We start from the raw sequence: 20,769 nt of genomic DNA, 5'->3' as shown, positions 1-20,769 counted from the left end.
GCGCCCAGCCGGGGCTAGCGTGCTGCGTTTGCCGGGCTACATCCGTCATTCATCGCGCAACTCATCTTAGATGCCGTCGTCGTCCGCTTCTTCGTACACATCGGGTTCCAGCAGCCGCTCGCCCCAGCCTTGATGCATGTAATTGCGATAACCTCTGCCGCGTACGACGAAGACGTTTTGTCCGTAAATATCGGTTGCGACAAAATTCTCATAGTTCTCGACAAAGCCTACATTTTCATCGGAGTCCGGTTCAATATCTATATAATCGCTCTGCACGTTGGGATCACCCGTCATAGCTGGGGATGACGACGAACCGTAGCTGGCCAGGATTTGCCAGGTGTCTTCTCCGTCAAAATATGTGGCTTCCGGCACATCGTCCAGGTCCATTTTGCCGTAAGGCGGGTTCATCACCTGTTCCTCCACGGGCCGGCGGATGGAGATATGTGGATTCGGTACATGCTCGTAGCAATATATGGTGGTGGGTATGGCCTGCAGCCGCTCATACGGAATAGGCTTGCCGCACGTGTCGCACAGGCCGTACTTGCCTTTCTGCATACGCTCCATGGCGGCTCTGATATCTGTTAGGTGCCTTTCGGCGGCATCCACTAAGCCGAGTTCTTTTTCTCGTTCGAATAGCTCGGTCGCGAAGTCCGCAGGATGATTGTCCCATGAGGATAACTCGTTGTTTTGGACTCTGAATGCTTCGCCAAGACCGAACTCGTCTCTGACATAAAGATGTTCCTCCAGCCAATTACGCTCTTCTTTTAATGTGGCCTTAAGCTTATTGATCTGATCCGCGCTGAGATGGCTTGGGTGATCTGTCACGGCAGGCTCGCCTCCTTTTGCATTACAGTGCTCCTATTTTTCACGGAACAAGCGTTTTTTATCAATGGCTGAAAGTGTAACTTTAACCGGCGTGGGGCCGCGCCACATGGCAAAAAACCGCCGCAGCAACGGGCGGATAAGGAGTTGATGGGTTGAGATATTATATCTATGCTTTTATCGTACTGCTGCTGGATCAGGCAACCAAGTGGATCATCGTCAACCGGATGCAGTTGGGAGAGTCGATTCCGGTTATCGGGGAGTTTTTTCAAATCACGTCGCATAGGAACCGGGGCGCGGCATTCGGGATCCTGCAAAATCAGCGTGCGTTTTTTATCGTGATCACCATCGCAGTTGTCGTCGGGCTGATCTGGTACTTGAAAAAGATGGTGCAGGAAGGCCGCAGACTGCTTCCCTTCGCGTTAAGCTTGCTTCTCGGCGGCGCACTGGGTAATTTCATTGATCGTGTTTTGTTCGGCGAGGTAGTGGACTTTTTGCAGTTCCGTTTTCAGTTCGACTGGTTTGGCACGGCCGTCGATTATACTTACCCGATTTTTAACATAGCGGATGCTGCTATTGTGGTCGGAGTGATTTTGATATTCTTGGATACGTTCAGCAGTTGGAGAAACGAGAAGAGAGGCACAGTCAATGTCTGATTCAACTGAGGAGAATATGAGCAGCTGGGAGTGGGCAGTGGAAACAGAAGACCGCGGAGAGCGGATCGACAAATTCATCACAGACACCTTGGAGGAGGATGTCTCCCGCACACAGGTGCAGCAGTGGATTAAGGACGGGAATCTCACCGTGAACGGTGCGGCGGTGAAGCCCAACTACAAGCTTGCCGAAGGGGATAAGCTGGAGTTAACGGTGCCGGAACCGGAGGAACTCCATGTGCAGCCGGAACCGATTCAACTTGATGTGGTCTATGAGGACGCCGATGTCATTGTCGTCAATAAGCCGCGGAGGATGGTCGTTCATCCCGCCCCGGGGCATTATGCCGGCACCTTGGTGAACGCGCTGCTGTACCACTGCAAGGATTTATCCGGAATCAATGGTGTCATGCGCCCCGGCATCGTTCATCGCATCGACAAAGACACATCTGGTCTGTTAATGGCGGCTAAAAACGACACAGCACATGCGTCATTGTCCGAACAGCTGAAACAACATACGGTAAATCGGAAATACCTGGCGGTAGTGCATGGTAATGTCGCACACGACAATGGGACTGTGGATGCCCCGATCGGGCGCGATCCCCAGGATCGGAAGCTGTATACGGTAACGGAGCGAAACAGCAAACACGCAGTGACCCATTTCGTTGTATTGGACCGGTATGGAGATTATACGTTGTTGGAACTGAAGCTGGAAACCGGCAGGACGCACCAAATCCGGGTGCACATGAAGTTCATCGGTCATCCGTTGGCCGGCGACCCGGCGTATGGCCCTGCGCGAAGCAAAAGCATCACGATGGATGGACAGGCGCTGCACGCGGCCGTGCTCGGTTTCACTCATCCGCGTACGGGCGAGCAGTTAGAGTTTGAGGCCGCTTTACCGGAAGACATGCAACATTTGCTGCACGTGCTAAAAAATCGATAAGGACGGATGCGGTATGGAACATTTGATCAACCCGAGGGTCAATGACATTCAAATATCAGGGATTCGGAAAATATCCAATCTGGTGAGCACTTACAAGGATGCGCTCACGCTCACCATCGGTCAGCCGGATTTTCCAACTCCCGACCACATTATGAAGGCTGCTCACGCCGCTATCGACGAGCAGAAGACAACCTACACGCCTAACGCCGGCATGCTCGAGTTGCGTGAAGCGGCAGCCAACTACGTGAGCAGCAAATATGGTTTGCGCTATCGGCCGGACACAGAGGTGATTGTCACCGTTGGGGCGAGTGAAGCTCTTGATATCACGCTGCGCACTATCCTGGAAGAAGGATCCGAGGTCATTTTACCCGGTCCTATCTATCCGGGGTACGAGCCGATCATAAGGCTGTGCGGGGGCACCCCGGTGTATGTGGATACTCGCGCCAACGGCTTCAAATTGACCGCGGATCTGCTTGAGCCGCATATCACGGACCGCACCCGGTGTATCATTCTATGCTACCCGTCTAATCCCACGGGGCGCGTGTTGGGCGAACAAGAGCTGGCGGATATAGCTAAATTGCTGGAGAACAAATCAATTTTCGTCATTTCCGATGAGATCTACAGTGAACTTATTTACGACCAACCTCATATCTCTATTGCAGCATATCCCGGAATGCGCGAAAAAACGATAGTGATCAACGGGTTATCCAAATCCCATGCAATGACCGGCTGGCGCATCGGCTTTACGTACGCGGACGAATCGATCTCACAGCATATGTTGAAGGTGCATCAATATAATGTGACCTGTGCGAGCTCTATAAGCCAATACGCCGCATTGGAGGCGCTGACTAATGGCGTCGATGACGCGCTGCCTATGAAGGAGGCCTACGTGCAACGCCGGGATTACGTATATGATCGCCTCACACAGATGGGCTTTGCATTGGAAAAACCGGAAGGTGCGTTTTATTTATTCCCGTCCATTGACCGTTTTAAAATGTCCTCGATGGAATTTGCGATGAGGCTTTTGGACGAACAGCGGGTGGCCGTAGTGCCTGGCGATGCGTTTTCGAGTTATGGAGAGGGTTACATTCGGATCTCGTACGCTTACGGTATGGACGTGCTTGAAAAGGCGACCGACCGACTAGAAAAATTCATCAAGAACTTATAACAATCACAGTGGGCTCCTGTTCCATCCTCTCAGATGGGAAGGGGCTTTTGTTATGGCTATGTGACACCGCTGATTGACGGCCTCCGACCGCACAACACAGATGCTTAATGCCGCCCGTCGCTTATCGTCGGCCACCCGCGCCACGGCCGCGGCTGGCATTCATCCGCTAGCAAGCTGTGCAGCCTTGCATGTTGCCATACCAGGCGGCGCTCAGTTTCATTGTCCATGCATCAGCGCCCGCCTTTTTTTTCATAGCAAAAATCCCCTCGCAGCAGGTTGTGAGGGGGTGGCAGTGATCAACGGCCGGTTAGCGATCGGATTTCCAGGTGATGTAGCGGGCGATTACATCAATCGCATAATCTATGGCTTGCTCGTTCGGCTCGATTTTTGCATGGTGCAGACCATACGGTGTATCGACGCCAAGCCAGAACATGAATCCGGGGATGTGTTCGAGGAAGTAGCCGAAATCCTCACCGGTCATCGCCTCAGAGCATTCGATGAGTGTGACTGTGTCAGTTTCCCGCACCCAGTCCATAAATTCGCGTGTTATCTGTTCATGATTGTACACTTGGCGGTAATTTGCTCCATAATCAATGTGAGTGCGGCAATGATACGCCGTTTCGATGCCTGCGGTCAGCGACTCGATCCGCGATTTCACCAGCGTCATCGTGTCGGCGGACAGCGTCCGTATCGTGCCCTCCAGCCGCGCTTTTTCGGCGATAATGTTCTGTTTTGTACCGCCGTCTATTTTGCCGATGGTTATGACGGCAGAATCCAGTGGGTTCACATTTCGGGAGACAACGGTTTGCAGCTGTGATACGAGCTGACAGGCGGCGACCACCATGTCGTTGGCTAAATGCGGGAACGCAGCGTGCCCTCCTTTACCGGTTAAATCAATAAATAATTCGGATGTGTTCGCGAATAAAATTCCCGGCTTGGTGGCGATTGTACCCACCGGATATTCAGGCGCGATGTGCAGAGCCAACATCTGATCAGGCAGCCAATCCTGCAGCTCTTCAGCGGCCAGCATTGGCTGTGCACCGCCTGGACCTTCCTCGGCAGGTTGAAAAATAAACGTGATATCATCCTTAATGGGATGCTCGACGAAATGGGTTAACACTCCTAGCCCGATGGACATATGCACGTCGTGTCCGCAGGCATGCATGTAGCCTTCGTGTACGGAGCGGAATTCATAGCTGGTATCTTCCGTAATCGGGAGCCCATCCATATCGGCGCGGTAGCCGAACCGCCGGGTTGGGGATGTGCCTCGTACGTTGACTATGATCCCGGTGCGCCAAGTGCGAATCTCGACCCGACCCTGGGGCAGGGAGTGGATATATTTCAGCAGAAGCTGCTGTGTTTTGAACTCGGCAAAGCCTGGCTCTGGAATTTGATGAAGTTCCCTGCGAATTGCCACAAAGGCGCTTGGATTGGAAGTATTTCCGGTTACGGTGGCAGACATGAAGAGTCAGCTCCTTTCATAATTATCTATTATTAGTAACGCGGTGCCAAAATAAGTAAAGGCCCGGCGACATGCGCCGAGCCCCGACCACACACCTTACAGAGTGCGAAGGTCCATCATAATTTCTGTTTTCGACTTGGTCTTCGCGTCCACGTTTTTGATGACGCGGGCTGGAGCGCCTGCGACCACGGTGTACTCAGCCACGTCTTGCGTCACGACGGCACCGGCTGCGACAACCGCGCCTTTGCCTATCCGAACGCCTTCCAGAATAACCGCGTTGGCACCAACCAGCACGTCATCTTCGATGACAACCGGCTGCGCTGAAGGCGGCTCGATTACTCCGGCAACCACCGAGCCTGCACCGATATGGCACATACTTCCGATTTGCGCGCGGCCGCCTACAACCACGTTCATATCGATCATTGTTCCCGGGCCGATGGAAGCGCCGATGTTGATGGAAGCACCCATCATAACAATCGCATTGTCGCCAATTGATACTTTATCACGGATAATGGCGCCCGGCTCTATCCTCGCATTAATATTTTTCAAGTCAAGCAGAGGGATGGCCGAGTTACGGCGATCGTTTTCCACGACATAGTCCTCAACGCGGGCTTTGTTCTCATCCAAAACGCGCTGAACATCCGACCATTCACCGAATATAACTCCACTTTTTCCCGAGATAAAAGATTGGATAGAGGACCCGAAATCGATACCCTCCAAATCGCCTTTAACATATACTTTCACCGGTGTTTTCTTGGTGCTGGTTTTAATAAAATTAATTATTTCTTCCGTATTCATCTCAGCCATGCTAAGCTTCCAACTCCTTATGTAAATTAACCGGACACCGGTCATACGGTGGGCGGTGAATGTTCCTTTTTCTTTATAGCACAAAAGCTTTCTTCTAGCAATGTTAGCCGTGCCCATTGTCGACACAGTCTATTGACAACTCTTGTCGAACATGGGATAATGCTCGTAACCGAATAGCACCTTTAAATACAGTCCAGAGAGGCTGGCAAGGTGAACGAATGAGAGTGACGGATAGGGGTCTACACTACGAGTGTATAAGGGGCTCAGTTTAGCCGTATCCGATACTCTCAGTATGTCCGTGAACCTTGCCATAAGTGCAAGGTTTTTTGTTTATCTACTCAGAAAGCAGGAGGTCGGAGACCTTGGTGCAGGCATCAGATCCGCACGAACACGTGCTTATGGACGCTACGGGCATGCGGCGAGCATTAACCCGAATCGCACATGAAATTTTGGAAAAGAACAAAGGTTTTGAAAATTGCATGCTCATTGGGATTCGCACCAGGGGCATTTATCTCGCAAACCGGATCGCTGAGATGATCATGGAGATTGAGAATGTCCCTGCCCCAGTGGGGGAGATAGATGTCACCCGATACCGTGATGACCGCTCCGGTAAGCAGGAGCAGGCGGTAGAGCAGGTTGAAGCTTCTAAGTCCGCCGGCATGGACATTCAGAACAAAAAGCTCATTTTGTTCGATGATGTTCTCTTTACGGGCAGAACCGTTAGAGCGGCGATGGATGCACTGATGGATCTCGGCAGACCGAAGATGATACAGCTCGCGGTGCTGGTAGACCGAGGGCACCGGGAGCTGCCGATCCGGCCTGATTATGTTGGCAAAAACATACCGACATCCCGGTTGGAAACGATCGAGGTGTTGCTCAGCGAGGTCGACGGCACCGATCAAGTAGTGATTTCGCAGCAGAGGAGGCTGAACGGATGACACCGCTGAATGTTGCATCGGGGCAGCATCTGCTAGGTACTAGAGGAATGAGTGCCCAAGAAATCACATCCATATTGGACAGAGCGGCCTACTGGGAGCAGTATCCCGTCAAGCTGTCGAATCATCTGCAAGGCCGGTTCGTAGCCAATATGTTTTTTGAAAACAGCACCAGGACGAGGTTTTCGTTCGAGGTTGCCGAGAAGCGGCTTGGCGCGCAGGTGTTGAACTTTGCCGCGGCGGTATCGAGTGTGGAAAAGGGGGAATCGATCTACGACACGGTACGCACGCTGGAGTCTATGGGGATTGATGCCGGCGTCATTCGGATGAAGCCCAACGGGCTTCTGCCGGAGATCGCTCGCAACATCAAAGTGCCGCTGATCAACGCCGGGGACGGCAACAACGAGCATCCTACGCAGGCGCTGCTCGATCTGTATACGATGCGCAAGCGGTTCGGTGAGCTGCGTGGATTGAGTGTCTCGATTATCGGAGACATTCAGCATAGCCGGGTGGCGCGCTCCAATCTATGGGCGCTGCAGACGCTTGGCGCGAACGTCAGCTTTTGTGCGCCGCCCAGCATGCAGGCGGCTGAGCTCGCCGCGCACGCGCCTTACGTCACCATGGACGAGGCCATCCAGGCCGATGTCGTGATGATGCTGCGAGTGCAGCTCGAACGGCACGAGCAGAAGGTGTTCAAAACGGCCGCCGAATACCGCGCCGCTTACGGTTTGACCGTAGAGCGCGCTCAGGCAATGGCGCCGCACGCGATCATCATGCATCCGGCCCCGGTGAACCGTGATGTGGAAATTGACAGTGAGCTGGTGGAATCAAGCCGGTCGAAAATTTTCGAGCAGATGAGCCACGGTGTACCGATCCGGATGGCAGTGATGGAGCGGGCATTGAGCTAAAGGCTGTAGCTGCAAAAGCGAAACATGGGGGAGGCCATTATGGGAATCTGGATAGTTAACGCAAACACGGTTGCCGCAGACAATGAGTTGGCGAAACAGCATATTTTGTTGGAAGGCAATGTCATTGCAAAGATTGTGGATGCCGGGGACGGCATGCCCGACACGGCGGGACATCAGGTGATCGACGCAGCAGGCAGGCTTGTCACCCCAGGCTTGATCGACATGCACGTCCACCTGCGTGAGCCTGGCTATGAACATAAGGAAACGATTGCTACCGGAACACGTTCCGCGGCCCGCGGCGGCTTCACCACCATCGCCTGCATGCCTAACACGCGCCCGGTCATCGATACGGTGGATACCGTCAAGCATGTGTTGGACAAGGCTGCAGCAGAGGGTGTTGTGCGCGTCCTTCCGTACGGATGCATCACAAAGAACGAACTTGGGCGAGAATTGACTGACTTCGAGGCATTGAAGCTGGCAGGCGCGATCGGATTCACTGATGACGGCGTGGGCGTACAAAGCGCGCAAATGATGAAGGATGCGATGTCTAAAGCCGCAGCCATTGGCTTACCGATTATCGCGCACTGCGAGGACAATACGCTGGTGGAAGGCGCTTGGGCAAGCGAAGGCGAGTTCACACGCAGGCATGGGCTTAAGGGGATTCCGAACGAATCTGAAGCGATCCATGTCGGCCGCGATGTGCTGCTGGCTGAAGCAACGGGTGTACATTACCACGTTTGTCACGTAAGCACGGAGCAATCGGTGAGACTCATCCGCCACGCCAAGCAGTTTGGCATAAAGGTCACCGCAGAGGTGTGTCCGCATCATCTGCTGCTGTCGGATGAAGACATCCCCGGCTTGGACGACGCTAACTGGAAAATGAACCCTCCGCTGCGCACCCCGAGAGATGTGCAAGCTTGCATCGAGGGACTGCAGGACGGCACGATCGATATCATTGTGACTGATCACGCCCCTCACAGCGCAGAGGAAAAAGCAAAAGGTGTGGATCTCGCTCCATTCGGCATCGTCGGCTTCGAAACGGCGTTCCCTCTGCTATATACCAAGTTTGTTGCGACGGGACAGTGGACGCTTCAATTCTTGGTTGAGCGGATGACCGCGCTGCCGGCTAAGGTGTTTGGGCTCGATTACGGTACGCTTGCGGTGGGGAAGGAAGCTGACGTTACCATTATTGATTTGGAGACGGAAAAGACAGTCAACCCTGCAGTATTCGCTTCCAAAGGGCGGAATACCCCATTCACCGGCTGGAACCTGAAAGGCTGGCCTGTGCATACGATAGTAGGCGGGAACCTGGTATGGTCGGAGCATGAACAACAAGCAATCATCTAATTTTTTATCGCGGTATGTGCGCCGGATTGGAGGAAGCTGCTCTTAAGCTGCTGCAAGATACGTCGATGCCACTGATTGATTGATTCACTAATGGACAGATTCACAGCACGTCTCGCGCATGATTTTCATAGATAACTTTTTTTCATACGAGCCCAGCACGGCTGAGGGCTGACACGTTATTTTCGACAAGGAGTTGAGACGGATGCAGGCAAGATTGTTATTGGAAGACGGCACGTTGTTCACCGGGAAAGCGTTCGGAAGTGAGGGCGCCTCGGTAGGCGAAGTCGTCTTTAATACAGGGATCACAGGCTACCAGGAAGTTCTGTCCGACCCTTCGTACTGCGGGCAAATTGTTACTATGACTTATCCGCTGATCGGAAACTATGGCATCACCAGGGATGATTTTGAATCGATTTGTCCTTTTATCCATGGCTTTGTCGTGCGGCGGCACGAAGAGGTGCCAAGCAACTGGCGAGCGCAGTATTCCATTGACAACCTGCTGAAAGAATATGGAATCATCGGAATCAGCGAAATCGACACCCGAATGCTGACACGCCGCATCCGCCATCATGGTGTCATGAAGGGCATATTGACCACATCGAACGAATCTGTGGCAGAATTGATGGAGCGCATGACAGGCACGCCGCTTATGACGGACCAGGTACCGAATGTGTCAACGAAAAGCGTGTTTCACTGCCCCGGCACCAAAGAGCGCGTTGTTGTATTGGATTTCGGTTCAAAAAGTGGCATAGTGCGCGATCTCACTAAGCGCGGCTGTGACGTGATTGTCGTGCCTCATGATACATCAGCCGCACAAATACGCCGTATCTCGCCGGACGGTATTCTTCTGTCAAACGGGCCGGGGGATCCCAAGGATGTGCCGCATGCAGTAAATACGGTGAAGGAGCTGCTCGGCGAGTTTCCGATGTTCGGCATCTGCCTTGGCCACCAGCTGTTCGCCTTGGCCAGCGGTGCTGACACGGAGAAGCTAAAATTCGGCCACCGCGGCGGCAACCATCCGGTCAAAGATTTGCAGACTAACCGCTGTTACATTACTTCGCAAAACCATGGCTATACGGTGAAAGAGGAATCGATTGCCGGTACGGAGCTCGAAGTGACTCATATCAACAACAATGACGGTACGATTGAAGGCTTGAAGCACAAGCAGTATGCCGCTTTTTCGGTGCAGTATCATCCGGAAGCCGCACCTGGTCCTTTTGATTCCAGTTATTTATTCGACGACTTCATTGAATTAATCCATCAGTTCAAACAGGACCATCCGCAGCCGCCGAGACAGGCGCAAATATCTGCGGCGTTCAAATTTGCAGGTCAAGCGGCCGTTACGCCTTCTGCAGGGAGAGGGGAGCTTCAGTATGCCAAAAAATAAAAGTCTCAAAAAAATATTGGTTATCGGCTCGGGTCCCATCGTCATCGGGCAAGCCGCCGAATTTGACTATGCAGGCACACAAGCATGCCAGGCGCTAAAAGAAGAAGGCATGGAGGTTATTCTGATCAACAGTAACCCCGCCACGATCATGACAGATACCAACATGGCGGATAAGGTGTATATAGAGCCTATTACATTGGATTTTGTGACGCAAATTATACGTCAGGAACGTCCGGATGGCCTTCTGCCGACTTTGGGAGGTCAGACAGGCCTCAACATGGCTGTGGAGTTGGCGCGTGCCGGTGTACTGGAACGAGAGAATGTGAAGCTCCTTGGAACACAGCTAACCGCGATTGAAAAAGCGGAGGATCGCGATCTGTTCCGTGAACTGATGCGGGAGCTCGAACAGCCGGTGCCGGACAGCACCATCGTGACAACCGTCCAGGCAGCGGTCGATTTTGCGAACGACATCGGCTATCCGATCATCGTTCGTCCTGCCTACACGCTAGGCGGTACAGGCGGCGGCATTTGCGCTAACGAGGAAGAGTTGCTCGAGACGGTGGCCTCCGGCATTCGTTACAGCCCTATCAGCCAATGCTTGATTGAGAAGAGCATCGCCGGTATGAAAGAAGTAGAATATGAGGTTATGCGTGACGCGAACGACAACTGTATCGTTGTCTGCAACATGGAGAACTTCGATCCGGTGGGCGTACATACCGGAGACAGTATCGTTGTGGCGCCAAGCCAGACTTTGTCCGACCGCGAATACCAGATGCTTCGTTCGGCATCGCTGAAAATTATCCGCGCATTGAACATCGAAGGCGGCTGTAACGTCCAGTTCGCGCTTGATCCGTTCAGCTATCAATACTATGTCATTGAAGTGAATCCACGTGTCAGCCGTTCATCCGCGCTGGCGTCGAAAGCAACCGGTTATCCGATCGCGAAAATGGCTGCCAAGATCGCGATTGGTTACACATTGGACGAAATTATCAACCCGGTGACGGGCCAAACCTACGCATGCTTCGAGCCAACGCTGGATTATATCGTGTCGAAAATTCCACGCTGGCCTTTCGATAAATTTGCCGCAGCCAATCGCAAGCTTGGCACACAGATGAAAGCAACGGGCGAAGTGATGGCAATCGGCCGGACGTTTGAGGAATCCATTCACAAGGCTGTTCGTTCCTTGGAGATCGGCGTGCACCGCCTTTACTTGAAAGAAACGGACCTGTTAGATGAACAAACGCTCGATTTCCGCCTGGAAAAACCTGACGATGAGCGGATGTTTCTAATCGCCGAGGCGTTCCGCAGGGGCTACGAACTGCAGCGGGTACAAGATTTGACCAAAGTCGACTGGTGGTTCCTGCATAAGCTGGAAGGGTTGATTCAGTTTGAGGAGCAGCTCAAGCAGCCTGAATTGACGGAGGAACTGCTGCGTGAAGCGAAGCGCAAAGGCTTTACCGATCGTGCCATCGCCGAAATTCGCAGCGGAGCCGACGCCGGGTTGAACTTGACGAACGAAGCCGAAATTCGCGCTTATCGCTTAGGCCTCGGTCTGCGGCCTGTCTACAAGATGGTCGACACTTGTGCAGCTGAGTTTGAAGCGACCACGCCGTACTACTACTCCACTTACGAGACCGAAGATGAAGTGAAGGAAACAGGCAAGGAGAAGGTGGTCGTGCTGGGCTCCGGTCCGATTCGTATCGGACAGGGAATTGAATTCGATTACTCCACCGTGCACGCTGTATGGGCCATTCAAGCAGCTGGGTATGAGGCAGTCATCATCAACAACAACCCTGAAACAGTATCCACTGATTTTAACACCTCGGACCGGTTGTACTTTGAGCCATTATTCTTCGAGGATGTGATGAATATCATCGAACGTGAGAAGCCGATCGGCGTCATTGTCCAATTCGGCGGGCAAACGGCAATCAATCTGGCGGCGCCGCTCGCCAAGGCCGGTGTGCGTATCCTTGGAACTGATCTGGAAAATATCGATGCAGCAGAAGACCGCAAAAAATTCGAGGCGCTGCTGCGTGGCTTGAATGTAGCTCAACCGCCGGGAGGCACCGTTACATCGGTTGATCAGGCGGTAGGCATGGCCGCGAAGTTCGGTTATCCTGTTCTGGTTCGGCCTTCTTACGTGCTTGGCGGCCGGGCTATGGAAATTGTGTACTCCGACCAGGAACTGCTGAGTTACATGGAGTACGCAGTCAAAATCAATCCGGAGTATCCGGTTCTGATCGACCGTTACATGCTCGGAAAAGAAGTAGAAGTCGATGCGATCTGCGATAAAGAGACTGTGTTGATTCCTGGTATTATGGAGCATGTTGAACGGGCAGGCGTGCATTCCGGTGACTCTATCGCCGTCTATCCGCCTCAGACGATCTCTGATAAAATCAAGCAGCAAATTATCGATATCACGACCAAAATTGCACAGGGGCTGCAAGTCGTCGGTCTCGTTAACATCCAGTTCGTTATCTACCAAGACCAAGCCTATGTCATAGAGGTAAATCCACGTTCTTCCCGAACAGTTCCGTTCTTGAGCAAGGTCACCAAAATTCCTATGGCGAACGTAGCTACCCGGGTGATTATGGGCGAAAAGCTGGCCGAAATGGGATATGAAACGGGGCTGTGGCCGGAGGATGAATATGTATCCGTAAAAGTACCGGTGTTCTCTTTCGCCAAACTGCGCCGGGTAGACACAACGCTCGGACCGGAAATGAAATCCACCGGGGAAGTTATGGGACGCGATCACAGCTTCGCCAAAGCGCTGTATAAAGGCTTAATCGGTTCCGGTATGAAAATACCGCCGACAGGCTCCATCATTGCTACGGTGGCTGACAAGGACAAAGAGGAAGCGATTGAGATCCTCACCGGCTTTTATAAGCTTGGATACAAGATTGTCGCTACCGGCGGAACGGCAAAAGCTTTGGAAGATGCCGGGCTGGTTGTCACTACTGTAAATAAACTGAGCGAAGGATCGCCCAACATTCTTGATTTAATCCGCAACGGCGAAGCGCACTTTGTCGTCAATACATTAACTAAAGGCAAAACGCCGGAACGCGACGGCTTCCGCATACGGCGTGAAGCAGTGGAGAATGGTGTCGTATGTATGACGTCTTTGGATACTGTACGTGCACTGTGGCATATGCTTGAATCGATTAATTTTCAATCGAGGGCAATGCCTGCACATCACGCATAAAAGTGTGTCAATGAGTTAGCACAGCAGCCCAATGCATCAGGGCAACGCTGTGCTAATCTTCTGATTAGGCTGCGTGACGATGCTTTTCTAATCACTTGATAAGGAGGCTTCTTTAACATATGCCAGTGCCCCAAAACGCAGCTCAACGTATTATGGTGGCTTTGGATTACGCTCAAGCTGACGAGGCACGCTCGTTGATAGAGGGGCTGCGCGGCATCCCGTGTTATCTGAAGGTGGGCATGCAGCTATTTTACAGCGCGGGTCCGCAGTTTGTGCTTGATCTCAAGCAGCAGGGCTACAAAGTGTTCCTCGATCTAAAAATGCATGATATTCCCAACACCGTAAAAGGCGGTGCGGAAAGCATCACAAGGCTTGGCGTGGATATGTTTAACGTGCATGCAGCAGGCGGCAAAACGATGATGGAAGCGGCGTTGGAAGGGGTGGATAAGGGACGCTCCGGTGGAGGAGGAGCGAGCGGTGGCACATCCCCGGTAGTGATTGCGGTAACACAGCTGACAAGCACAAGCCAGTCGGTGATGAATGACGAGATCGGTATCGCAGGCACTGTGGAGCGTGCGGTCATCCGCTACGCGAAACTGGCCGGAGAGGCGGGGCTGCACGGCGTCGTGGCGTCTGCGCACGAGGTGCCGCTGATTAAACTAGCCTGTGGTTCGAGCTTTGTGACGGTTACTCCGGGCATTCGGCCGGCCGGCGCAGCTGCAGGAGACCAATCCCGCGTGATGACCCCTGAGCAGGCATTCAGACAGGGCACTGACTATATCGTTATCGGTCGGCCCATTACCGCGTCGAAGGATCCGCGCGCTGCTTTGGAACATATTATCGCGGCTGTTCGATAAACAGGCATCGGCACGCCCACCCATTTTTTCAACTACCAATAATAAGGAATATCGATGATAAAGGAGATCGCTCCAATGACTACCAAAACTATACAAAGCAACGCAGAGCTCGCTGAACAGATCGCCTCAGCTCTGCTGCGTATTAAGGCTGTAGCGTTGCGGCCGCAGCAGCCCTTTACCTGGACTTCCGGTTTAAAATCTCCAATATATTGCGATAATCGGCTAACCATTTCTTACCCGGAAATCCGGGAACTCATCGCTGACGGCTTCGTCTCTGTGATCAGAGCTAATTTCCCCGACACCGAAGTGATCGCAGGCGCGGCCACCGGAGGTATACCTCACGCAGCTTGGGTGGCGCAAAAGCTCAACCTGCCGATGGTATACGTGCGCGATAAAGCAAAGGGTCACGGCAAGGAGAACCTGATCGAAGGCACGATTCACGCAGGTCAAAAAACGGTCGTCATCGAGGATCTCATCTCCACCGGCGGCAGCTCGCTCAAGGTGGCGCAAGCTGTGAACAGCGCAGGCGCACAAGCACTATGCGTGTTAGGGATATTCTCTTATCAATTTGAAACAGCGGCCAGCGCGTTCGGTGAGGCCGGTATTCCATTTGAAACACTGACCAACTATACCGTATTATTGGATGTGGCATTAAAACAAGGCAGCATTCAGCAGCAGGATCTTACAGCTTTGCAAGCGTGGAGAATAAATCCAAGCGAGTATGGGAAATAAAAAATACTAGCCGATGGACGCTTGCTCACTTACTCAGGCTTTGTTGCCTGCAGTGCGCAGCCCAAACCTTAGCGTGAGAATTCACTCAGCTAAGGTTTTTATTATAACGGCGTTTAGTGGTAAACACATGATAGCACGCAAAAAAGGCTTCCCTCTTGAAAAGGGAAGCCCACATTGTTAAAATAATAATGATTTGTTTACATTTTGTAAGTAAAACGGACATAATAAATACATTATAATTCTAGCACTTAAATTGACAGTTGTCAACCTTTTTCAATATTTATGAACAGTTCCACTTTACATACTTATGCAAAGCGAGGCGATCGTATGAGCATTCAGGAGACCGATTGGATTGAGGAACAGCAGCGCGTACATTTGGTAACCGGGCAAATCGGTGAACGGATTGAACGTCTGGAAGCCGAAGTCGGTGCGGTGAAAACCGATGTCGTCGACATTCGGCGTCATTTCTGGGACGATGTTACCGTCAATCTGGGCACGCATGATGATTTGGCGGAGACCTACAGAAGCATGAAGCAGCAGGCCGAAGTTCTGTCCGAGCGTGAGCGCAGTTACCGCAATACCGCGTCCGCCCTGAGTAAGTTCAGACGGCTGAAGCAGTCGCCTTATTTTGGGCGCATTGATTTCCGGGAGAATGGTCAACAGAAGGTCGAGCATATTTACTTGGGCATCGCTTCCTTTTTGGACGAGGAGCAAAACGATTATTTGGTGTACGATTGGCGTGCTCCGATATCCAGTTTGTACTACGATTACTCACCGGGAGATGCGGCGTTTGAGACGCCATCGGGTGAAGTGAGCGGTGAAATGCTGCTGAAAAGGCAGTTTGCGATCCGGGACGGCGATATCCGCTTTATGTTCGACACTGGTGTCACGATCGGGGATGAGCTGCTGCAGCAGGTGCTGAGCCGCTCCTCCGATTCACAAATGAGAAGTATCGTGGCCACTATCCAAAAGGAGCAAAATCAGATTATCCGTAACGACCGCAGTCGGATGCTGATTGTGCAGGGCGCCGCGGGCAGCGGAAAAACGTCTGCGGCTTTGCAACGGGTCGCCTATCTGCTATATAAATACCGGGAGACGCTGCAGGCCGATCAAATGGTGCTTTTTTCGCCGAATCCGATGTTTAACAGCTATGTCGCTACCGTACTGCCCGAGCTCGGTGAAGAGAACATGCAGCAAACGACGTTCCAAGAGTATCTGGAAAGGCGGCTTGGCCGGCGGTTCGAGGTGGAAGATCCTTTCAATCAGATGGAGTATGTGCTCACGGCGGCCGACGAGCCTGGTTATCAAGTGAGATTGAGCGGTATACGCTACAAATCCTCCGCAGATTATTTATTGGCGATACGCACGTACAAGGATTTGCTGGAACGGGAAGGAATGCTGTTTACACCAGTGCGTTTTCGCGGCGGGAGCATCGTGACATCGGAGCAAATGAGGGATAAATTTTATTCATTCGATGCCTCCGTTCGCTTGCGTAACCGGTTGGTGCTGATGAAGGATTGGCTGCTGGAAGAAATTCGGGCTTACGAGAAAAGCCAGCGGCGTGAGGCTTGGGTGGAGGAAGAGATAGAGCTGCTGGATGCGGAAGATTATCTTCGTGCCCATAACAAGCTGCGGCGAATTCAGAAGGATAAAGACGAGACGTTCGATGATTTTCATCTAGAAAGGGACATACTCGCTCGGATGGTGCTGCAGGAGAAATTAAAACCTCTGCGAACACGGGTGAAAAACCTCCGTTTTGTCGATGTGTATAGCCTGTACCGTCAATTGTTCACGGATGAACGGATATTCAATGGTGTGGCGGAGGACGCCCCTCAGCGCTGGCATGAGATATGCCGGCAGACGTTAGAGCGTTTGGACAGGGGGGAGTTGGCGTATGAGGATGCGACTCCTTACCTGTATTTGCAAGAGCTATTGCTCGGCTTTCAAACGAACACCTCCGTAAGGCATGTGATTGTAGATGAAGCACAAGATTATTCGCCGTTTCAGTTGGAATTTCTCAAACGTCTATTTCCACGGAGCCGGATGACGGCGCTGGGTGATTTAAATCAGTCGATCTACGCTCATGCTTCAGCTCTCAGCGATTATGACCCGATTGCTGCGCTGTACGGTCCTGATCACACTGAATTTATCCGCCTTACCCGCAGTTACCGGTCTACTCGGGAAATCGTGAAATTCAGCCAGGGTATGGTGCCTGGCGGTGAGGAGATAGTTCCATTCAATCGATCGGGTGAACAGCCTATGGTCATTGCGGTGGCGGATCACAAGGCACTACACGATAAAATAGTGGCAGATATCACAGCTTTGCGCACGGAAGGCTATGACTCGATTGCCGTGATTTGTCAAACGGCGGCAGAGAGTGCCGAGGCATACGAGGCGTTAAGCCAACGCGTGCGGCTGGGATTGGTTACAAAGCATACACCGTCTTTTGAAAAAGGTACGTTGGTGCTCCCAGCGTATTTGGCAAAAGGCGTTGAATTTGACGCGGTTATCATCTACAACGGTTCGAATGAGCGGTACAGCCGTGAGCAGGAGCGGAAGCTGTTTTACACCGCGTGCACACGTGCGATGCATCTTCTACACATCTATTCGGTGGGCGAGCCGAGCGTCTTTATCACGACACAGCCTGCCGATACTTATAAAGTGGAATCCCTGATGGTGTGATTCTACTAGGGTCTGGGTGCTGTTTAATAGGACTCGGCGCGAGGTGGAGTGCCCCTTGGTGAGTGAGCCGCGCGGCCTGGCAATGAAATAGGATGCCCGTGTACGCTGAGCGTCAAAGGTTGCCGCACACTCACATCGCAAATAAAAAACGCCCCTCTGACATCTGGCGTGATAATCGTACGCGCCCACTCAGAGGGGTGTATTGTGCTGTTTTGTTTTTACTTTTTCAGCAGTTCCAACCGGTACACATATTCGAATAGAAATTCGAATGCCTCCAGGTGGCGTTTGGCTTCGAATGCATTTGCGCCCCATGCGTAGATCCCGTGCTTCCGCAGCATAATGCCGGGGACACGAGGCAGAATAACGTCTTTGACCAGTACGGCTATCCGCGAAATATCCGCATAATTCGGCAGGATAGGGACTTCAATTGTAGCTTCCTCTTCCCATATATTGAAGCCCTTGATTAGTTCGACGCCGTCCACAGGAATCGATTTGCGGTCCCAGAACAGCTCGGACACCAAATTATTAAACACCGTATGTACGTGAAAAATTGCACCGCAGCCGGTAGCGCGGTAAATCTCGCAGTGGATCAGTGTCTCTGCGGACGGTTTTAAGTCCGTCTTCTCCGCAGGCTGTCCATGGCCGTCTACCAGCAGAAAGTCGGACGGAGTGTTGACAGATTTGTCTTTTCCGCTCGCCGTAATGGCGAAGGTGAACTGTTCGGGCGTGAAATCTCCGACACGAATGGAGAGGTTGCCGCTGGTCGCGGGGAACCATCCTTTGGCTGCGAGGGTTGTCTTGACCTCCCGCAGTTCGGCGAACGCCTGCTGCTTCTCTTCCAAGCGCACTGCATTATTCATGATTTGTCCAGCTCCTTTAGTCGGGCCACAACTTCATGGAAGTCCTCGAACGGGTAATAATTTAGCTTTAGTTCTTCGCACAAATCGATCAAATGAGATCTGGCAAACACGGTATCCACGAGCTTTGCGCCTGCAAAATCCGTAACACTGTCACCGATTAAAATTCGCTCGTACGTTTCGTTGTCATAGCGCCGGATGATGGTTGTTTTGCACATGCCACACTCGTTATCGCATTGGTCGTCACAAGCATGCGGCCACAAAATCTCGATATGGCTGCCGCCAAAATTACTGCCGTTACAGTAAATATTTTGTCTGGGAATAGGGAATGCCGACAGCACCGGATAGACGAAGAAATCTATGCCTCCGCTAGTGACCAAAAATTCAATCCCTTGCTGCTTGCAGTACGCTAACAGATCAGGGAATCCCTCTCTTATTGTTACATTGTTGATTGCGTAGTCCACGATCTCTTTCTTGCGAGCCGTAGGCAGCAGCGCGAACATGCGACCAACGCCCTCGCTGATCGAGATTTGTTTCGAGACAATTTGATCGACCAGCGTGTCCCAGCCGGGAGGTTGAAAATGTTGCATGATCGCCACAATGTTGTCGTTCACCGTAATAGTGCCGTCAAAATCACAGAATATGACTTTCTTGCTTGTCATTGCTTAATCCCCCAAGTGTCGATAGCTGCCTGCAGCTCCGCATGGCCTTGAGCGGCGTATTGCTGCAGCGGGATGCCAGCTTGGCACGCGGCGATAGCCTGACGGAAGGCGCGGCCCCCTGCAATCGTGCCCATCGGATGACCATGAATGCCGCCGCCGGCATTAACCACTACCTGCTCACCGAAATCCTTGACGATCAGTGGAACGATCCCCGGATGAATGCCTGCGGAAGGCACCGGGAAACTGGTTTGGAGTGTCAAAGTACTGCGCTTGCCATCGGCTCCTGCCGATGCGCCCGCTGGCTTGGATACTGCGTTATCTGAGTCAGCTCCCGTGCCGCTGAAGCGATAGTCTTCCGCTTGCTCGGTAAGCAGCGCGTGCTTGATCGCCATATTTTCTGCGAGCGGCATAACGACAGAGCCATAAGGCGAAGGAAACAGCACCAGGTCCGCACCAGCCAGCCGCATCAGCTTACCCAGCAGCACGTTAGCCGCAATGCCGTGATACGGGGACGGATAATACGCGCCGGCCAACGCGGGATGTGCCATGATCGGCACTGTAATATCGGGGTGGCGGCTGAGCTCGCTTAGCACGTCGAAGCCATACGCCAGCACGTTGAACAGCAGGGCGTTAGCCCCGCTTGCGATCGCCTTTCTGGCTTGATCCAACAAATTGAACGTGGGGCCTGTCAAGTTCACGGCATACAGCAGCTTTTGCCCGGTCTTGCGCTTGGCTTGCTCTGCAGCCTGCATGCACGCCTCTACCCGTCGTTCGATTGGGGTGAGTCGATTTTCAAATAAAATTTCATCGTCCTTAATCAGGTCGACGCCGCCCGCGGCCTGCAAATAAAATTGCTCGCGCAGTGTGGAAAGATCATGCCCGATGACCGATTTGAAAATGCTCATTAACAGAGGCCGGTCGTGCACACCAAGGAGCTCACGTACGCCCTGCATCCCAAACTTCGGCCCGGGGAAGCCGGACAGAAAATCTTCAGAGAAGGAAAGGTCGATTAATTTGATCCGTCCGTCCATCGACAGCTTCCCGAACACGGTGACGAGTAGGGCAGGAATGTCCCGGCTGAAATTCACGTCAGGATATGCGATTTCGATATCGGCATAACGGTCTGCAGCGGTTTCCCCCGGTCCGTCGGGCTCATGTACGCTTACACTGATGACCTGACCGAGATGGCGTTCCATCGCGGCCTTTTTTGCCTCCGGCAGATCGGTCCAGCTTCCTACGGTAAGACCGACTGCAATGCCGAGCGCTTTTTTGTTAAAATCCGCTTTTTCGTCAAAGCAGCGGTATGTAGCCACACAGTATGAATTCATGCTTTGTTCACCCAGCTCTC

The 20,769-nt window shown here is 52.5% G+C and carries 17 protein-coding genes; 11 read left to right on the top strand and 6 right to left on the bottom strand.

Annotation, left to right across the window (positions count from 1 at the left end):
- Positions 1–66: 66 nt before the first annotated feature.
- Positions 67–825, bottom strand: a complete 759-nt coding sequence (locus CBW46_RS02380; RefSeq protein WP_089198404.1) for a TraR/DksA C4-type zinc finger protein — start codon at positions 823–825, stop codon at positions 67–69.
- Positions 826–977: 152 nt separating this feature from the next.
- Here CBW46_RS02380 and lspA point away from each other — a divergent pair, with 152 nt between their 5' ends.
- Genes lspA through CBW46_RS02365 form a run of 3 tightly spaced genes read left to right on the top strand, consistent with a single transcriptional unit; the run spans position 978 to position 3,583 of the window.
- The gene (lspA, locus tag CBW46_RS02375; RefSeq protein ID WP_089198403.1) at positions 978–1,478 is read left to right on the top strand and encodes a signal peptidase II; all 501 of its coding nucleotides are present in this window, start codon (positions 978–980) and stop codon (positions 1,476–1,478) included.
- Entirely contained in the window at positions 1,471–2,415 is a 945-nt protein-coding gene (locus CBW46_RS02370) for an RluA family pseudouridine synthase (protein ID WP_089198402.1), read from the top strand. The genes lspA and CBW46_RS02370 overlap by 8 nt, the downstream gene beginning before the upstream one ends.
- A gap of 13 nt (positions 2,416–2,428) precedes the next feature.
- Entirely contained in the window at positions 2,429–3,583 is a 1,155-nt protein-coding gene (locus tag CBW46_RS02365; RefSeq protein ID WP_089198401.1) for an aminotransferase A, read from the top strand.
- Positions 3,584–3,890: 307 nt separating this feature from the next.
- Here the strand turns inward: CBW46_RS02365 and CBW46_RS02360 are convergent, their stop codons facing one another.
- Positions 3,891–5,045 (bottom strand): N-acetyldiaminopimelate deacetylase, encoded by a 1,155-nt coding sequence (locus CBW46_RS02360; RefSeq protein ID WP_089198400.1) that lies wholly within the window; start codon positions 5,043–5,045, stop codon positions 3,891–3,893.
- Between the two features lie 96 nt (positions 5,046–5,141).
- On the bottom strand, positions 5,142–5,852 hold the full coding sequence (dapD, locus tag CBW46_RS02355) for a 2,3,4,5-tetrahydropyridine-2,6-dicarboxylate N-acetyltransferase (protein WP_089198399.1): 711 nt from the start codon (positions 5,850–5,852) through the stop codon (positions 5,142–5,144).
- Positions 5,853–6,250: 398 nt separating this feature from the next.
- Between dapD and pyrR the strand changes: the two genes are divergently transcribed.
- The 8 genes from pyrR to helD all read left to right on the top strand — a co-directional run bounded on the left by pyrR (position 6,251) and on the right by helD (position 17,902).
- Positions 6,251–6,790: a bifunctional pyr operon transcriptional regulator/uracil phosphoribosyltransferase PyrR gene (gene pyrR, locus CBW46_RS02350; RefSeq protein ID WP_089198664.1), complete on the top strand. Its 540-nt coding sequence runs from the start codon at positions 6,251–6,253 to the stop codon at positions 6,788–6,790.
- Positions 6,787–7,695: an aspartate carbamoyltransferase catalytic subunit gene (locus CBW46_RS02345; protein ID WP_089198398.1), complete on the top strand. Its 909-nt coding sequence runs from the start codon at positions 6,787–6,789 to the stop codon at positions 7,693–7,695. The genes pyrR and CBW46_RS02345 overlap by 4 nt, the downstream gene beginning before the upstream one ends.
- 39 nt (positions 7,696–7,734) lie before the next feature.
- On the top strand, positions 7,735–9,042 hold the full coding sequence (locus CBW46_RS02340) for a dihydroorotase (RefSeq protein ID WP_089198397.1): 1,308 nt from the start codon (positions 7,735–7,737) through the stop codon (positions 9,040–9,042).
- Positions 9,043–9,244: 202 nt separating this feature from the next.
- Positions 9,245–10,429 (top strand): glutamine-hydrolyzing carbamoyl-phosphate synthase small subunit, encoded by a 1,185-nt coding sequence (carA, locus tag CBW46_RS02335; protein ID WP_089198396.1) that lies wholly within the window; start codon positions 9,245–9,247, stop codon positions 10,427–10,429.
- Positions 10,416–13,631, top strand: coding sequence for a carbamoyl-phosphate synthase large subunit (gene carB / locus CBW46_RS02330; protein ID WP_089198395.1), 3,216 nt, complete (start codon positions 10,416–10,418; stop codon positions 13,629–13,631). The genes carA and carB overlap by 14 nt, the downstream gene beginning before the upstream one ends.
- A gap of 119 nt (positions 13,632–13,750) precedes the next feature.
- On the top strand, positions 13,751–14,488 hold the full coding sequence (gene pyrF, locus CBW46_RS02325; protein ID WP_089198394.1) for an orotidine-5'-phosphate decarboxylase: 738 nt from the start codon (positions 13,751–13,753) through the stop codon (positions 14,486–14,488).
- Positions 14,489–14,563: 75 nt separating this feature from the next.
- A complete protein-coding gene (pyrE, locus tag CBW46_RS02320) occupies positions 14,564–15,220 on the top strand; it encodes an orotate phosphoribosyltransferase (protein ID WP_089198393.1) in 657 nt (218 codons plus the stop codon).
- Between the two features lie 327 nt (positions 15,221–15,547).
- On the top strand, positions 15,548–17,902 hold the full coding sequence (gene helD, locus CBW46_RS02315; protein ID WP_089198392.1) for an RNA polymerase recycling motor HelD: 2,355 nt from the start codon (positions 15,548–15,550) through the stop codon (positions 17,900–17,902).
- Positions 17,903–18,120: 218 nt separating this feature from the next.
- On the opposite strand, the gene mtnB is transcribed toward helD, so the two are convergent.
- The 3 genes from mtnB to CBW46_RS02300 are packed head-to-tail and all read right to left on the bottom strand — an operon-like array spanning position 18,121 to position 20,749.
- A complete protein-coding gene (gene mtnB / locus CBW46_RS02310; protein ID WP_165842175.1) occupies positions 18,121–18,762 on the bottom strand; it encodes a methylthioribulose 1-phosphate dehydratase in 642 nt (213 codons plus the stop codon).
- Positions 18,759–19,421 (bottom strand): 2-hydroxy-3-keto-5-methylthiopentenyl-1-phosphate phosphatase, encoded by a 663-nt coding sequence (locus tag CBW46_RS02305; protein ID WP_089198390.1) that lies wholly within the window; start codon positions 19,419–19,421, stop codon positions 18,759–18,761. The genes mtnB and CBW46_RS02305 overlap by 4 nt, the downstream gene beginning before the upstream one ends.
- Entirely contained in the window at positions 19,418–20,749 is a 1,332-nt protein-coding gene (locus CBW46_RS02300) for a 2,3-diketo-5-methylthiopentyl-1-phosphate enolase (RefSeq protein WP_089198389.1), read from the bottom strand. The genes CBW46_RS02305 and CBW46_RS02300 overlap by 4 nt, the downstream gene beginning before the upstream one ends.
- Between the last annotated feature and the right edge of the window lie 20 nt (positions 20,750–20,769).

It is taken from the genome of Paenibacillus xerothermodurans (genome assembly GCF_002220865.2).
Classification (GTDB): Bacteria; Bacillota; Bacilli; order Paenibacillales; family NBRC-103111; genus Paenibacillus_S; species Paenibacillus_S xerothermodurans.
This window is presented reverse-complemented; position numbering and strand designations above follow the sequence as displayed.